Below are 16,266 nucleotides of genomic sequence, written 5' to 3'. Positions count from 1 at the left end.
AGGAGGGTCAGAATCGCCGCTGGCGTCCGGCGGCGGCGAGGGTGAGTCCGAGGGCGGTCACGATCAGGGCGGCCAGGGCCGTCATGGCTGCGGGTGGGCCGGTGACGGGCAGGTTGGGCGTGTACGAAGCCGCTCCCGCCGCGGTCACGGCTCGCGACCGGCTGGCGTTCTGCCGGTCGCCGTCGGGCGAGTTCGCGGTGGCGGTGGCGATGTTCACGACCTCTTGCGTGGCCACATCGCCGCTGGTCACCGCGTAGGTCGCGGTGCACACGACGGACCTGCCGGGTGCCAGCGGCTCGGACGGGCAGGTGACGGACCGGACACGCGGGTCGGTGACGGCCACATTGGTCAGCGTGACGTTGCCGGTGTTGGTGACCTGGAACGTGTACCGGATCTGTTCGCCGTCGTTGGCGAGGTTGTCGGTGTTGGTGTCGACCAGGCGTGCCTCCTTGGTGAGGGTCATGGCCGGTGCCCGGGTGGTGGGCAGGGTGGTCTGCGCGGGTTCGCTGCGCACCAGAGGGCCGCCCAGCGCCACCGGCCGGGCGAGGGCGGCCGCGCCGGCTGGAGCGCTGCCCTGCGCGATGGCGGTGTTGTACACGGCGCCGCTGTCCATGTTGCGCTGAGTGACGCGGTAGAGGGCGTGGCAGACGACGCTGGCGCGCGGCGCGAGGACGGTCACCGGGCAGGCGAGAGTGCCGATCGGGTCGTCGGTGACGGTGACGTCGGTCAGGGTGACGTTGCCGGTGTTCGTGACGGTGTAGGTGTAGCGGACCGTCTCGCCGAGGTCCGCGGTGCCGGTGCCGTTCGCGTCCTGCAGGTCTCCCGTCTTGGTGAGGCCGATCGACGGCGTCGCCGCCACGGTGTCGATGTCGTCCTGCGCGGGTGGGCTGTCGATGTCGGGTCCGGTCGGCGGCGTACCGGTGGCGACGGCCTCGTTGTGCACGACCCCGGCGTCGACGTCGGCCTGGGCCACCGTGTACGTCGCGGTGCAGGTGACGGTCGCGCCAGGGGTGAGGGCACCGCCCGGGCAGGTGACCGCGCTGAGCCGGGGGTCGTCGACGGTGACGCCGGTGAGCGTGACGTTGCCGCTGTTGGTGACGGTGAACGTGTAGTCGACGGTCCGCCCGACGTCGGCGAGCCCGGCGACCCCGCCGGGACCGGGTGGCCCGAGGACGTGCGTCTTGCCGAGCACGAGCCCCGGCGCCGGGACGTTGGAGAGGATGTCGTGGACGGCGGGGTTGCTCGTCGTCGTGCCGGTCGGGGTGTTCGCCCGGGCGGTCGCCTCGTTGTGCACGGTGTCGGCGAGCACGTCGGCTTGGGTGACCGTGTAGGCGGCCGTACACGTGACGGACGTCGCCGGGGGCAGGGGACCGGCCGGGCAGGTGACCGGGGCGGCCTTGGGGTCGTCCACGGTGACGCCGGTGAGCGTCGTGTTGCCCCGGTTGGTCACGGTGTACGTGTAGTCGACGGTCTCGTTCTCGTCGGCCACGCCGTTGCCGTCGACGTCGTTGAGCGCGCCGGTCTTGTCGAGGCCGATGCCGGACAGGCGCGGGACCGTGTCGATGTCCACGACCGCGGTATTGCTGGTGACCACGCCGGGCAGCAGGGAGGTGGCCGTGGCGCTCGCCGCGTTGTGCACCACCCCGGCATCCACGTCGGCCTGCATGACCGTGTACGCGGCGGCGGTGCAGGTCATCGACTGTCCCGGCAGCAGTGCCGCCGGTGGTGGGCAGGTCACCGCGCCGACCGACGGATCGTCCACGGCGATGGTGCTGGCGGTGATGGTGCCGGTGTTGGTGACGACGAACTGGTACGTGACGGTGTCGCCGGCACCGGCCAGGTCGGCGCCGCTGTCGATCGTCCCGTGCTTGTCCAGCGTGAGGCCGGCCACGGGGACGTTCGCGGCGACGTTCGCGTCGACCGCCGGGCTGGCCACGTCGCTGGCGTCGAACGGGTCGGTGCCGTGCGCGGTGGCGCTGTTGTGGATCTCCGTGGCGACGAGGTCGGCGGAGATGACCAGGCGGCTGCCGGTGCAGGTGGCGCTGGCCCCGGGCGCGAGGGTGGCGGCACAGTTGATCGTGCCGAGCTGCGAGTCGTCGACTGTGACGTTGCTGAGGGTGACGGTGCCGCGGTTGGTGACGGTGAAGGTGTACCCGATGGTCTCGCCGACGTCGGCCAGGGCGTTCGGGGTGGCGTTCTCCTGCAGGGTGGCCACCTTGGTCAGCGCGAGCGCGCTGCTGTGGTTGGCCTGCAGCTCGGCGGTGGCGGTGTGCGTCACCGCGGTGTTACCGGGGTCCAGCGCCTGGACCGTTGCCGTGTTCTGCGCCTTCGCGCCGACCCGGTCCACGTCGGCCTGGGTGACCACGTGGGGTGCGGCGGTGCAGGTCATGTGGTTGGGCGCGGTCGGGTCCAGCGTGCTCAGCGGGCAGGTGACCGGACCCAGTTTCGGGTCGGTGACCCCGATCGCATGCAGGGTGGCGTTGCCGACGTTGGTGACCTCGAACGCGAAGGTGATCTGTTCACCGACGTCCGCCAGATCGTTGCCGTTGGTGTCGTCGAGCGTGGCCCGCTTGACCAGCACGATCGCGGGTGCGTTCTTCGGCGTCGGGACGTCGGTGCTCGCCGTGCTGCTCACGTCGGGTCCGGACGGTGGGGTGCCGAGCGCCGTGGCGTCGTTGTGGGCGACGTCGGCGTCCACGTCCGCCTGGACGACGGTGTAGGTCGCGGGCGTACAGATCATCTGCGCGTCCGGTGCGAGGGTGGTGGACGGGCAGGTGACCGCGCCCACCTTGGCGTCGTTGATCCGTACGTTGGTCAGTGTGGTGTTGCCCGTGTTGCGGACCCCGAACGCGTAGACGATCTGTTCGCCGAGGTCGGCGACGGCGTCGCCGTTGGTGTCCTGCAGGGTCGCCGTCTTCTTGATCAGGATCGAGGGTGCGTACACCGGGGTGAGCACGTTCGACGAGGCGGGCTGGCTGCTGATCGCCGCTCCGGTGGGCGGCGACGCCGTGGCCGTCGCCTCGTTGTGGACAGCGTCGGCGACGATGTCGGCGTTGGTCACCGTGTACCCGGCCGAGCATGTGGCCGTGGCGCCGGGCGGCAGGTCCGCGCCGGGGCAGGTCACGGGCCCCACCTTGGGGTCGGAGACGGTGACGGCGGTCAGCGTGACGTTGCCGGCGTTGTGGACCTGGAACTGGTACGCGATCTGTTCGCCGAGGTCCGCGAGGTTGTTGCCGTTCGTGTCGGTCAGGGTCGCCGTCTTGGTCAGGGTCAGGGCGGGCCGGCGGGCCGGCGTCGCGGTGTCGGTCGTCGCGGCCAGGCTGACCGTGTCGGGGCCGGTCGGCGGCGTTCCCCGGGCGGTGGCGCTGTTGTGCACGACGCCCGCGTCGACGTCCGCCTGGCGGACGGTGTACTGCCGGGTGCAGTTCGTGGTCGCGCCCGGCGCGAGGGTGGTGGCCGGGCAGGTCACCGGGCCGATCTTGGTGTCGGTCACGCCGACCGCGGTGAGGGTGGCGTTGCCGGTGTTGGTCGCGGCGAAGGTGTAGGTGATGGTCTCGCCGACGTCCGCGAGGCCGTTGCCGTTCGCGTCGGTCAGCGCGGCGGTCTTCGTGAGGCCGATGTGCGGTGCGTACACCGGTGTCGGGGTGCGGGTCTCGGCGGGCAGGCTGGTGGCGACCGCGCCGTTGGGCCCGGTGCCCCGGGCGGTGGCGACATTGTGTACGTCGTCGGCCACGACGTCCGCGTCCGTGACGGTGTACGCGCCGGTGCACGGCATCTGTGCCTGCGGCGCCAGTGTGGTGCCGGGGCAGGCCACAGTGCTGGCCTTCGGGTCGGTGACGGCGACCCCGGTCAGGGTGACGTTGCCGGTGTTGCGGACCGTGAACGTGTAGTCGATCCGCTCACCCGGGTCGGCGAGCTTGTTGGCGTTGCCGTCGACCAGCGCGGCCGTCTTGGCCAGGGTGAGTGAGACCTTCGGCGCCGGGGTGGGAGTGTCGGTGGACGCCGGGGCGCTGACGACGGTACCGCCGGCAGGGGGTGTGCCCTGCGCGGTGGCCGAGTTGTGCACGACCCCGGCGTCCGCGTCGGCCTGCGTCACGATGTACGTCGCCGTGCAGGTCGTCGCCACCCCCGGTGCGAGGGTCGTGGCCCCGCAGGTGACCGTGCCCAGTCTCGGGTCGGTGACTCCGGCGCCGGTGAGTGCGACGTTGCCGGTGTTGGTCACCTGGAACGTGTAGTCGATGCGCTCGCCGGGCTGGGCCAGCCCGTCACCGTTGGTGTCCGCCAGCGTCGCGGTCTTGGTCAGTGTCAGCGACGGCGTGGCCGTGATCGGGACGGTCGCCGTGGACGGGTTCGAGGTGATGCCGCCGCCGGCGGTGGCGGTCGCGGTGTTGCTGTACGTGGGGTTCAGCGCCTCCGCGGCGGTGATGACGTGGCTGCCCTTGCAGACCATCTGGCTGTCCGGGTCGCCGGCCGCGGTCAGCGTGCTGCGGGGGCAGGTGATGCCGCTGGCTCCCGGGTCGGTGACCTGGACTCCGGTCAGCTGCACGATGCTGGTGTTGACCACCACGAACTCGTAGGGCACCCGGTCGCCGGGGCCGTAGCTGGCCGGTTGGGTGGTGCTCCGGTCGACCTGCTTCGTCAGGCTCAGCGTGCCCAGCGGCGTGACGCTGTTGACGACCATGTCGCGGATCAGGTGCACGTCGGTGGACCCACCGGTGCTGGCGGCGAAACCGAACTTGTAGGTGGCCGGCACGTCCCTCGTCGCCGTGCGTGACAGGACGGTGCGGTAGCCCGCACCGTCGGAGAAGTCGACCTCGACGGTCAGGGTGGGGCGCAGGCCGGGGCTGACCGTGATCCGTACGGGCCGGGCCGCCGCCGCGGGCCCGAACGTGCTGCGCAGGGAGCCGGGCAGGGTCGACGCGTTGCCGGACGTGGAGCTCACCACGTAGCAGTATCCGGTGGCTCCCTCGCCCGGCCCGCGGAGCGTCACCGTGTTGGGGATGCGGTCGTGAGGTGAAGGCGTGGCGCATCCGGCGCCCTTGCCGAAGTTGTCGGCGATGAAGTTGCCATAGGCGTCGAATCCCACGCCGAAGAAGGCGCCGTGCACGCCCGGTGACCCGGTCTGCTGCGCGTATCCCAGCGACCCGCCGGGGGCGCCCACGCTGGTCAGTTCGGTGGAGCCGTCGGTGAGGAAGAACGCGATGCCGTCGGCCGCGCTGCCCGCGTACTGGTATTGGGTGAACGTGACGACCAGGCCGCCGCTGGCGGGCAGCGGCCGGTTGTAGACGATGCCGCCCGCGCGGTTGTTCGTGGCGTCGGTCAGTTGCAGGTAGCCGGGCACGGTCCCGGTCTGCGGGGCGCGCTTGCTGAGCGCGCAGCGGGCCAGCCGGGACCGCCCGGCAGGCGCGGTCACGGACGTCGCTCCGGTGAGGCAGGCGTCGTTGAGCGCCAGCACGCCGGGGTCCGCGACCGACGCACCCTGGAAGCTCTCGTCGAACAGCAGCGAACCGCCCGCGGCGAGCGCGGGTGTGGCCCGCACCGTCAGGCCGGCCACCGTGCTCACGGCCAGCAGAAGCCCCGCGCCGGTCACCGCCCCGACCCGCCGGCGGACGATGGACACGCGCTCCGGCCATCCCATAAAGGCCCCCGGGGACGTCATTTATGGATGAATACGGACGAAGCATACGTAAATGGCGATCTCCCGACAGGGGAACGGGAGAACGTCCACCCGCGCCGGATGCCGGGCGACCGCCCCTCACCGGGCGCCCGGGATCACCTCCACGTCGGTGATGAGCCGGCGGTCCGCGCCCACCGTGCGCGGCGCACCGGTCAGCCGGACGCGGCCACGGCACGGCAGGTCGCCCGCCGAGGTGCCGACCATGACCTCGATGTCGCCGGGTTCCACGATGCGGCTCAGGTCACGCCCAGTGAACGCCGTACGGTCGGCGTGCACCCCGAACCGGACCTCGGCCTGCGTCCGGGGCGCGAGATGCACGCGGGCGAAGCCGGTCAGCTGCCGTACCGGGCGGGTCACCTGGGCGACGGGGTCGTGCAGGTACAGCTGAACCACCTCGTCGCCCGCGCGGTCCCCGGTGTTGCGGAGCAGCACCGACACGGTGAACTCGCCGTCGGTGGGCACCTCGGTCGCGGACAGGTGCAGGTCGCCGACCTCGAACGTGGTGTACGAGGCGCCGTGGCCGAACGGGAACAGCGGCGTCGGGTCGAGGGTGCTGATGTCCGTGCGGTCCACACCCAGCGGCGGCTGCAGGTACGTGCCCGGCTGCCCGCCCGGGTGCCGGGGGATCTGCACCGGCAGCTTGCCGCCCGGCTGGATCCGCCCACTGAGGATCCCGGCGATCGCCGCGCCCGCCTCCTCGCCCGGCATGAACGCCTGGATCAGTCCCGCCGCCCGCCCGTGCACCTGACCCAGGGCGTACGGCCGGCCGGAGACGACGACCACGACGACCGGCGTACCCGTGTCCAGCAGCTCGGCCAGCAGCTCGGCCTGCACGCCGGGCAGGCGCAGGTCGGCGGCGTCGCAGCCCTCGCCGGAGGTGCCGTTGCCGAACAGGCCCGCGAGGTCGCCGACGAGCGTGACGCACAGCTCGGCGTCGCGGGCCGCGGCCACCGCGGCGGGGAACCCGGAGCGGTCGGTGCCCTGTACCCGGCTGCCCGGCTCGTATACGATCTTGGTGTCGGGTAGTTCCCACCGCAGCGCGTCGACCACCGTGGGTACGTCGATGCCCAGGCCGAGTCCGGGGTGCTGCGGCAGGACGTGGTTCGGGAAGGCGTAGCAGCCCATGAACGTGCGCGGGTCGTCCGCGCACGGTCCGACCACGGCCACCTGCCGCGGCGTGGGGCGGTCCGTGCCGAGCAGCGGCAGCGCGGTGCCCGCCTCCAGCAGCACGATCGACCGTTCGGCGAGTTCGCGGGCGAGCGCGCGGTTGGCGGGGGAGTCGAGGTCGACGTCCGCCGCGTGCGCCACCGACGCCTCGGGGGTCCAGCCGGCGTCGAGCAGTCCCAGCTCGGCCTTCTGGGTGAGCAGGCGCCGGGCCGCCCGGTCGACGAGTTCCTCGCCGATCTCGCCGCGCGTCACCCGCTCGACCAGGGCGTCGCCGTAGCCGAGTGTGTCGGGCAGTTCAACGTCGATGCCGGCGGCCAGCGCCTGGGCGCCCGCCTCGCCGGTGTCCGCGGCGACCCGGTGCATGGTGGCCAGGAACGGGATCGCCCAGTAGTCCGACACGACGGTGCCGGCGAAGCCCCACTGCCCGCGCAGCACCTCGGTGAGCAGCCACGGGTCGGCGGCGGCCGGTACGCCGTCCACGTCGGCGTACGAGTTCATCACCGATCGGGCGCCGCCGATCCGCACCGCGGTCTCGAAGGCCGGCAGGATCATGTCGAGGAACTCGCGGCGGCCCATCGGTACGGGGCCGTGGTTGCGGGCCGCGCGGGACGCCGAGTAGCCGGCGAAGTGTTTGAGGGTGGCGATCACCCCGGCGCTCTGCAGGCCGCGGACGTACGCGGCGCCCAGCACGGACACCAGGTACGGGTCCTCGCCCATGGTCTCCTCGACCCGGCCCCACCGGTAGTCGCGGACCACGTCGAGCACGGGGGACAGGCCCTGGTGCACGCCGACGGCGGCCATGTCCCGGCCGATCGCCGCGGCCATCCGCTCGATCAGGTCCGGGTCGAAGGTGGCGCCCCAGGCGATCGCCGCCGGGTAGACGGTCGCGCCGTACGTGGTGAAGCCGGTGAGGCACTCCTCGTGGACCAGGGCCGGAATGCCCAGGCGGCTGCCGCGCAACACGGTGTGGTGCCGGCGGACCAGCTCGGCCGCGCCGGACGGGGCGGTGACCGGGAGGCTGCCGTACACCCGGGTGAGGTGGCCGAGCCCGTGCCGGGCGGCGTCGGCGAGGCGGACGCTGCCCGCTGCGGCGAAGACGTCCTGCATCGGGGCGACGTTCGGGTCGGTGTCCGGCGCGTCCGCGTCGGCCGGGTCGTCGCGGACCCATCGGCTGCCCAGCTGCGCGACCTTCTCCGCCAGGGTCATCTGCGCCAGCAGCGAGTCGACCCGGTCGGCGACGCTGCGCGCCGGGTCGTGCCAGTCAGGTGTCGTCACCAGTTGATCTCCTATCAGGCGGGCTGGCGTAACCGAAACTTTCGGATGTCCGTCGCCGGACGCTCGTGACCTCAACGTGAGCTGGGGTGCCCTCAGATTAGTGCTCCGAGCAGGGTGTTGGCCCACTCTTGCTGGTAGGGCGAGGGTTTTTCAAGGCCCTTGACACGCCATTCATGAAATCCTATGTTAACCACACCTCTTAGAAACTTGCGAGAAATCACCGAAAGTTTTGACCCCCAGGAGATCAGCGTGGAGCGCAGTCCGTTATCCCGTCGCACGTTCCTCAGCCTCACGGCCGCCGCGGGTGCGGGCGCCGCGCTGGCCGCCTGTGGCAGTTCCGGCCCCGGCGGTTCGAGCGGCGGCGGGACCACGGCCGGCTACTGGTTCCTCACCGGCCAGCCGGGCGAGGGCATCCGCCAGGCCGCGGCGGAGCGTTTCAACACGGCGAACCCGAACGGCAGGCTGCAGTTCACCGCGTTCGAGAACGACGCGTATAAGCAGAAGATCAAGACGGCGATCGGCGCCGGGCAGGCACCCACCCTGATCTGGGGCTGGGGCGGTGGCGGCCTGAAGAGCTATGTGGAGGCCGGCCAGGTCGAGGATCTGACCGGCTGGTTCGGCCGGAACGCCGCGGTCAGGGACCGGCTGTTCGCCTCGTCGTTCGGACCGGCCACGGTCGGCAACAGGATCTACGCCATGCCGTGTGAGACCGTGCAGCCGATCATCCTGTACTACAACAAGAAGGTCTTCGAGTCCGCCGGCGCGCAGCCGCCGCAGTCGTGGGACGACATGATGGCGCTCGTGCCGACGTTCAAGAAGGCCGGCGTCGCGCCGTTCTCTCTGGCCGGCAAGGCCCGCTGGACCAACATGATGTGGCTGGAGTTCCTGCTCGACCGCATCGGCGGCCCCGAGGTCTTCCAGAGTGTCGTCGACGGCCAGAAGGACGCCTGGTCGCACCCGGCGGTGCTGGACATGCTCAACAAGATCCAGGAGATGGTCCGGGCGGACGCGTTCGGCAAGGGCTTCGCCTCTGTCGACGCCGCCGGCAACGCCGACCAGGCCCTGCTCTACACCGGCAGGGCCGCGATGATGCTGCACGGCGGCTGGACGTACGGAAGCATGAAGAACGACGGCGGCGACTTCGTCTCCAGTGGATCGCTGGGCTGGATGAACTTCCCGCCGATGGCGGGCGGCAAGGGCGATCCCGCCAACACCGTCGGCAACCCGGGGCAGTACCTGGCCATCTCGGCCAGGGCCACCGCCGCGCAGAAGGACATCGCGAAGAAGTTCTTCACCAGCGGTGTGCTCGACGCGGACGAGACCAGGGCCTGGATCAACGACGGCGGCTCCGTGCCGGTCGTCAAGGGCACCGAGAGCGTGCTGGCCGCCTCGCCGGACGCCGCCTTCCTCAGGTTCGTCTACGACACCTCTGTCCACGCCGGGTCCTTCGCGCAGTCGTGGGACCAGGCGCTGAGCCCGACCGCGGCCGAGGCGCTGCTGAACAACATCGCCAAGCTGTTCCAGCTGACGGTCTCGCCGCAGCAGTGGGTCACGACCATGAACGGGGTCATCGGCACATGACGGAGATCGCCCCGGCCGGCGGGCGGAGCGGTTCCGTGTCCTGGATGGCGCTGCCCGCACTCGCCGTCTTCCTGGCCTTCGGTGTCGTGCCGCTGCTGGCCGTGCTCGGCCTCAGCTTCACGCGGTGGGACGGGATCGGCGCGATCCATCCGGCCGGCCTCGACAGCTGGCGGAGCGTGCTGACCGAGCCGGGCCTGCTGCACGCGCTGGGCGTGACGTTCCTGGTCATGGCCCTGTCCTGGCTCGTCCAGACCCCGACGAGCCTGCTGCTCGGGGTCTTCCTGGCCGGGCATCAGCGCTACCGCGCGGTGCTCGCGGTGCTGTACTTCATCCCGTTGCTGCTGAGCTCGGCGGCGATCGCGATCACCTACAACGCCCTGCTGAACCCGAACTTCGGGCTCGGCGCCGGGCTGGACATCCCGCTGCTCGACCAGGATTGGCTGGGCCGGGGTGATCTGGCCGTGTGCGTCGTGGTCTTCGTGGTGTCCTGGCAGTTCATCCCGTTCCACTCGCTGATCTACCAGGGCGGGGTGCGGCAGATTCCCCGAGCCATGTTCGAGGCCGCCGAGATCGACGGCGCCGGCCGGGTACGCACGTTCGTCCACATCACCCTGCCGCAGCTCAAGTACACGATCATCACGTCGTCGACGCTGATGGTCGTCGGATCGCTGACGTTCTTCGATCTGATCTTCGTGCTCACCGGTGGCGGGCCCGGCGACGCCACCCGGGTGCTGGCGCTGGAGATGTATCAGACCGGGTTCACGGCGAACCTGATGGGCCCGGCCAGCGCGATCGCGGTGATCCTGGTGCTCGTCGGCCTCGGTCTGGCCGTGCTGCTGCGCCGCATCGGCGGCGGCAGCGCGACCGACAGCCAGCTGGACGGTGCCTGATGGCCGTCTCGACCCGGCCGGCACCGCCGATCTCCGGTGAACCGGCGCCCGTGCGACACGGCGGCCGGCGGCACGGACCGGCGTCGCCGCGCCGCGGGAACCGGCTCGGTGGTGCCTTCGGCTGGCTCTGGCTGCTGGTGGTGCTGCTGCCGATCTACTGGATCGTCATCACCAGCGTCAAGACCCGCGCCACCTACTACGCGCAGAACCCGCTCGTCCCGCCGGCCGATCCGACCCTGGACAACTACCGGCAGGTCTTCGCGGCGGGCTTCGCCCGCTACTTCGCCAACAGCCTCGTGGTCACGGCCGGGACGACGCTGCCGGCGGTGCTGGTCTCGTTCATGGCGGCGTACGCGATCGTGCGCGGCGGTGCGGCCAGCCGCTTCCTGCGTACGGTCAACGGCCTGCTCCTGATGGGCCTGGCGATCCCGCTGCAGGCGGTGGTGATCCCGATCTATCTGATCATCATCCGGATGCGGATGTACGACACCCTGATGGCGATCATCCTGCCCTCGATCGCGTTCGCCATTCCGTTGTCGGTGCTGGTGCTCGCCAACTTCATCCGGGACGTACCGAAGGAACTGTTCGAGTCGATGCGCCTGGACGGCGCGGGCGAGTGGGGCACGCTCTGGCGGCTGGCCTTCCCGCTGAGCCGCCCGGCCCTGGTCACCGTGACCATCTACCAGGGACTCGCGGTGTGGAACGGCTTCATCCTGCCGCTGATCCTCACGCAGAGTCCCGAGCGGCGCACCCTGCCGCTGGCACTGTGGAGCTTCCAGGGCCAGTACGGCGTGAACGTCCCGGCCGTGCTGGCCTCCGTGGTGCTGACCACGCTGCCCATCCTGGTCTGTTACGCCGTCGGCCGGCGTCAGCTGCTCAGCGGCCTGACCGCGGGCTTCGGAAAGTAGCCGTTCCGCTCCTGTCCCCACAGGTTTTTGCGTGCTCCATATGGGAGCGCTCCCAAGAAGAAGGGCGAGCAGTATGCGACAGGCATCCGTCCCCCACGGGGCCACCCGGAGATCCCCGCTCCGGGTGGCCACCACCCTGATCGCGACCGGCGTGGTCGCGGCCGCCACGGCGGTGGCGTTCGCATCCGCCGCGGACGCGGCCACCACCCTCGGCGCCTCGGCGGCGCAGTCCGGGCGGTATTTCGGCACCGCCATCGCCGCGGGCAAACTCGGCGACAGTGTCTACACCACGGTCGCGAACCGCGAGTTCACCATGGTCACGGCCGAGAACGAGATGAAGATCGACGCGACAGAGCCGAACCAGAACCAGTTCACCTACACCAACGGCGACCGCATCGCGAGCTGGGCCACCGGCAACGGCAAACGCCTGCGCGGGCACACCCTGGCCTGGCATTCACAGCAGCCCGGCTGGATGCAGAGCATGAGCGGCACCGCGCTGCGCAACGCGATGATCAACCACATCACCCGGGTCGCCACCCACTACAAAGGACAGATCTACGCCTGGGACGTGGTCAACGAGGCCTTCGCCGACGGCAACTCCGGCGCCCGCCGCGACTCCAACCTGCAGCGCACCGGCAACGACTGGATCGAGGTCGCGTTCCGTACGGCCCGGGCCGCCGACCCGGGCGCCAAGCTCTGCTACAACGACTACAACACCGACGGCCAGAACGCGAAGAGCAACGCCGTCTACGCGATGGTCCAGGACTTCAGGTCCCGGGGCGTACCGATCGACTGCGTCGGCTTCCAGTCGCACTTCAACAGTCAGAGCCCCGTACCCGGTGACTACCAGGCCAACCTGCAGCGCTTCGCCGATCTCGGCGTCGACGTGCAGATCACCGAGCTCGACATCGAGGGTTCCGGCTCGGCGCAGGCCGCCAGCTACAGCACCGTGGTCAAGGCCTGTCTGGCGGTTTCCCGGTGCGCCGGCATCACCGTCTGGGGCGTGCGGGACACCGACTCCTGGCGCGCCAGCGCCACCCCACTGCTGTTCGACGGCAACGGCAACAAGAAGCCCGCGTACACGGCCACCCTCGACGCGCTCAACGGCGGCCCGACGAATCCGCCCACGTCCGATCCCACCACCCCGCCGCCGACCGGCGGCGCCTGCTCGGCGAGCACCACGCTGAACCAGTGGACCGGCGGCTTCACCGCCACCGTACGGATCAGCGCCGGCTCCGCCGCGGTCAACGGCTGGGCGGTCACCCTCACGCTGCCCGCCGGCGCCTCGGTGACCAACACCTGGAACGCCGTCGCGGGTGGCGGCAGCGGCACGGTCCGCTTCGCCAACGCGAGCTACAACGCCCGGATCCCGGCCGGTGGCAGCACCGAGTTCGGCTTCCAGGGCACCGGCACCGGCCCCAGCGCCACCCCGTCCTGCGCCGCATCCTGACCGGCGGTCCCGGCGTGCGGTGACAGTGGAGCCGCACGCCGGGCCGATCCCGAGCACCAGAGGAACCCGATGAGAAGACTCGCTCACGCACTGCTGGCGGCCGGCGCCGCCGTCGCGCTCGGCGCGACGATCCTGCTGCCGGCCGCGCCGGCCGCGGCCGCCGCGCTGCAGGAGATCACCGGCTTCGGCACCAACCCGACCAATCTACGCATGCACCTGTACGTCCCGGACCGGCTGCCGAGTAAACCGGCACTGCTGGTGGCGGTGCACTACTGCACCGGATCCGGCCCGGCCTTCTACTCCGGCACCGAGTTCGCCGCCCTCGCCGACCGGTACGGCTACCTCGTCATCTATCCCTCCGCCACCCGATCCGGCCAGTGTTTCGATGTCTCGTCGCCCGGGGCGCTGCGTCACGACGGCAACAGCGATCCGGTGGGCATCGTGTCGATGGTCCGCTACGTACAGAGTCACTACGGCACCGATCCCGCGCGTACCTTCGTCACGGGCGCCTCGTCCGGGGCGATGATGACCAACGTCCTGCTCGGCGACTATCCCGACGTGTTCCGGGCGGGCTCGGCGTTCATGGGCGTGCCGTTCGGCTGCTTCGCCACCACCGACGGCTCCGGCTGGAACTCCGCCTGCGCCAACGGCCAGATCAGCAGGACCCCGCAGGCCTGGGGTGATCTGGTGCGGGCCGCGTACCCCGGATATTCCGGTGCCCGGCCCCGGATGCAGGTGTGGCACGGCACCGAGGACGCGACGCTGCGCTACCCGAACCTCGCCGAGGAGATCAAGCAGTGGACGAACGTGCTGGGCGTCAGCCAGACCCCGGTGCTGACCGACGCCCCGCAGTCCGGCTGGACCCGCACCCGGTACGGCTCCACCGCGACACAGGCGCCGGTCGAGGCGATCAGCGTGGCCGGGGCCGGCCACTCCCTGCCGAGCAGTGGCATGGCGGAGCGCGCCATCAGCTTCCTCGGCCTGGACGGCGGCACCACCACACCGCCGACGACCCCGCCGCCCACCGCGGGTGACTGCCGGATCGGGTACGCGGTGGACGCCTGGAACACCGGGTTGACCGCCACCATCACCATCACCAACACCGGCGCGCCGCTGAACGGCTGGACGCTGGGCTTCACCCTGCCCGCGGGGCAGAGCATCACCTCGGGCTGGAACGCCACCTACACCGGGACGAGCGGGGCGATCACCGCCCGGAACATGTCGTACAACGGGGCGCTCGCGACGGGCGCCTCGACGAGCATCGGCCTGCAGGCCACCCACACGGGCGATGCGGGCAGACCGGCTGCGTTCACACTCAACGGTGTCGCCTGCGCGATCACCTGAGCGCCCCTGCTGCACCGGCCCGCCGGAGCCGGGGCAGCAGTCGGACGGTCACCGGCGCGGCGCGGATTCACCGTGGTGCCCTGAGTGCGCGTACCGTGAGGGCGGTACGCACGACGTCGGGTCCGCCGGTCTTTCTCGTCAGGCTGTCTTCTCGGCACTGCCTCGTTCATGGAGGCGGGTCAGCATGATCTTGACTTCCCGACGCCTGGAAGGCGTGACATGACGTTCGATGCAGCTGCCGTCGCCCCGCCGTTGCTGGTGGAGGTCCAGGCCTCCACCGCCGCCGGAACCGTCATGACGGTGGTCGGCGACATCGACATGGTCAGTGAGGCGGATCTCCACACGGCCGTGACCGCCGTGCTGAGCCACGACAAGCCGCACCGCCTCGTGCTGGACATGGGCGGCGTGACGTTCCTCGACTCATCCGGCGTTCGTGCCCTGATCCAATGCCGCGACCGCGCGGACCGGATCGGTACGCGGCTGGAGATCCGGTCGGCCCACGAAATCGTTCGCCAGGTTCTGACCGTCTGCGGCATCGCGGATCTCGTTCATCTGTCCTAGGCGTCGACGGGCTCAGATGGTGTCCGGCGATGGCAGGTTCATGGTGGCGGTGACGGACACCCCGCTGCCGTCGGCGTGTTCGACGGTGATGGTGTCGCTGAAGTACAGGACCAGCCACAGCCCGCGGCCGCCCGCGGTGGCCAGGTCGGGCGACTGCTGGGGCAGCTGGTAGGTGGCCGGCATGCCGGGTCCGTCGTCGGTCACCTGACAAGAGGCGGTCGTGTCGGTGGTCCACAGGCGTAGCCGTCCGTGGCCGCCGCCGTGGCGTACGGCGTTGCTGGCCAGCTCGGAGGCGATGAGCACCAGGTCGGCGACCCGCTCCGGAGGCAGGCCGGTGCGGTCCCCGTGAGCCGCCACCGCTTGGCGCAGCGCGGTCAGGTCCTTGCGTTCGAACGGCTCGTCGAGCAGCACCAGGCGGGTCGGGGCCGTCTCGCGCGACGTGCCGGGTACGGGGACGCCGGGCTCACTGGTCATCGACGACCACCAGCTGCACCGCCGGAGCATCCGCGATACCCAGGGCCCGCAGCACCTTGCTGGTCTGTGCCCGGCACCGCACGCTCATCCGCGACCCGTTCGGCAGGGCGGCGGCAGCCTGTGCCAGCGCTCCGGCCGCGCTGCCGTCGATGAACTGCAATCCGAGAAGGTTGACGTCGATGTGCTCGTCCAGGGCCAGGGCCTCGGCCAGGGCCCGGGCCAGTGGCTCGACCCCTCGGTAGTCGATCTCCCCGGCGACGCGGATGCCGGGTGGCAGGTACTGGCGGCAGATGCGCAGCAGCGCGTCGTCGTGGTAGGTCGCCGCCGCCAGCGCCAGCTCGTGGTTGGCAGCGACACCGGCCAGGGTCACCGCGTCGAAGCACTGCCGGTCGTACTGGCAGACCGCCATCGCCCGGCCCTCCGAGAGCAGGTGGCCGACCCGGGACTCGTACGTCATCAACTCCTCGACGCCGGCCACCGGGCGCAGCGCCCAGCACATGTCGGCGGTGACCCGCAGCCCGGCGAACCCCGCATCGCGGGCCCGATCGATGCGCCCGGCCAGCCGCGTCACCACCCGCTCGGCCGCGAACGACCCGTCGGCCAGGAACAGCTCGGCAGCGCCGGCCACGTGGAGCTGTCCGCTGTCCACGGCGTCGTGCACCGCCAGCCCGCGCTCGGCCAACTGCGCACGAAGCTCGCTCGGCGTGATCGCATCGGTCAGGCACAGCACCTGCTGGCCCTGCCGCAGCCCGTCGCGGGCGAACGCCGCCACCAGGTCGAGGCGTTCCTCGCTGTCGGAGAACATCAGGCAGGCGTGATCACCGGGCTGGAGGTCCTCCACCCTCGACGCGTCCGCCACCGGCCCCTCCTCGTTCCCGCTGCGGTATTCCGCACAGCACCATAACCTCGTCGGTCGCACACACCGTGATTCGCGACCGG

The 16,266-nt window shown here is 71.0% G+C and carries 10 protein-coding genes; 6 read left to right on the top strand and 4 right to left on the bottom strand.

What is annotated here, in order from left to right; genetic code table 11:
- Positions 1 to 7 precede the first annotated feature (7 nt).
- Positions 8 to 5,620, bottom strand: a complete 5,613-nt coding sequence (locus tag ACMCNN_RS18355; RefSeq protein WP_412741737.1) for a hypothetical protein — start codon at positions 5,618 to 5,620, stop codon at positions 8 to 10.
- Positions 5,621 to 5,755: 135 nt separating this feature from the next.
- On the bottom strand, positions 5,756 to 8,119 hold the full coding sequence (locus ACMCNN_RS18350) for a beta-glucosidase (protein WP_412741736.1): 2,364 nt from the start codon (positions 8,117 to 8,119) through the stop codon (positions 5,756 to 5,758).
- Positions 8,120 to 8,368: 249 nt separating this feature from the next.
- Here ACMCNN_RS18350 and ACMCNN_RS18345 point away from each other — a divergent pair, with 249 nt between their 5' ends.
- The 6 genes from ACMCNN_RS18345 (at position 8,369) to ACMCNN_RS18320 (ending at position 14,853) form a co-directional block, all read left to right on the top strand.
- Complete coding sequence (locus tag ACMCNN_RS18345) at positions 8,369 to 9,700, top strand: extracellular solute-binding protein (protein WP_412741735.1); 1,332 nt, start codon at positions 8,369 to 8,371, stop codon at positions 9,698 to 9,700.
- Complete coding sequence (locus ACMCNN_RS18340) at positions 9,697 to 10,590, top strand: carbohydrate ABC transporter permease (protein ID WP_412741734.1); 894 nt, start codon at positions 9,697 to 9,699, stop codon at positions 10,588 to 10,590. Before ACMCNN_RS18345 ends, ACMCNN_RS18340 begins: the two co-directional genes overlap by 4 nt.
- A complete protein-coding gene (locus tag ACMCNN_RS18335) occupies positions 10,590 to 11,498 on the top strand; it encodes a carbohydrate ABC transporter permease (protein ID WP_412741733.1) in 909 nt (302 codons plus the stop codon). Before ACMCNN_RS18340 ends, ACMCNN_RS18335 begins: the two co-directional genes overlap by 1 nt.
- A 73-nt stretch (positions 11,499 to 11,571) precedes the next feature.
- A complete protein-coding gene (locus ACMCNN_RS18330) occupies positions 11,572 to 12,948 on the top strand; it encodes an endo-1,4-beta-xylanase (protein WP_412741732.1) in 1,377 nt (458 codons plus the stop codon).
- A gap of 69 nt (positions 12,949 to 13,017) precedes the next feature.
- Complete coding sequence (locus tag ACMCNN_RS18325) at positions 13,018 to 14,292, top strand: PHB depolymerase family esterase (RefSeq protein WP_412741731.1); 1,275 nt, start codon at positions 13,018 to 13,020, stop codon at positions 14,290 to 14,292.
- A gap of 168 nt (positions 14,293 to 14,460) precedes the next feature.
- A complete protein-coding gene (locus ACMCNN_RS18320) occupies positions 14,461 to 14,853 on the top strand; it encodes an STAS domain-containing protein (protein WP_412741730.1) in 393 nt (130 codons plus the stop codon).
- Positions 14,854 to 14,865: 12 nt separating this feature from the next.
- Here the strand turns inward: ACMCNN_RS18320 and ACMCNN_RS18315 are convergent, their stop codons facing one another.
- Together ACMCNN_RS18315 and ACMCNN_RS18310 are read right to left on the bottom strand one after the other, a co-directional pair.
- The gene (locus ACMCNN_RS18315; protein WP_412741729.1) at positions 14,866 to 15,327 is read right to left on the bottom strand and encodes an ATP-binding protein; all 462 of its coding nucleotides are present in this window, start codon (positions 15,325 to 15,327) and stop codon (positions 14,866 to 14,868) included.
- Positions 15,317 to 16,186, bottom strand: coding sequence for an MEDS domain-containing protein (locus ACMCNN_RS18310; RefSeq protein WP_412741728.1), 870 nt, complete (start codon positions 16,184 to 16,186; stop codon positions 15,317 to 15,319). Before ACMCNN_RS18310 ends, ACMCNN_RS18315 begins: the two co-directional genes overlap by 11 nt.
- Positions 16,187 to 16,266: the final 80 nt, after the last annotated feature.

Origin of the sequence: Krasilnikovia sp. MM14-A1004 (genome assembly GCF_047159485.1) — a bacterium.
GTDB lineage: Bacteria > Actinomycetota > Actinomycetes > Mycobacteriales > Micromonosporaceae > Actinoplanes.
This window is presented reverse-complemented; position numbering and strand designations above follow the sequence as displayed.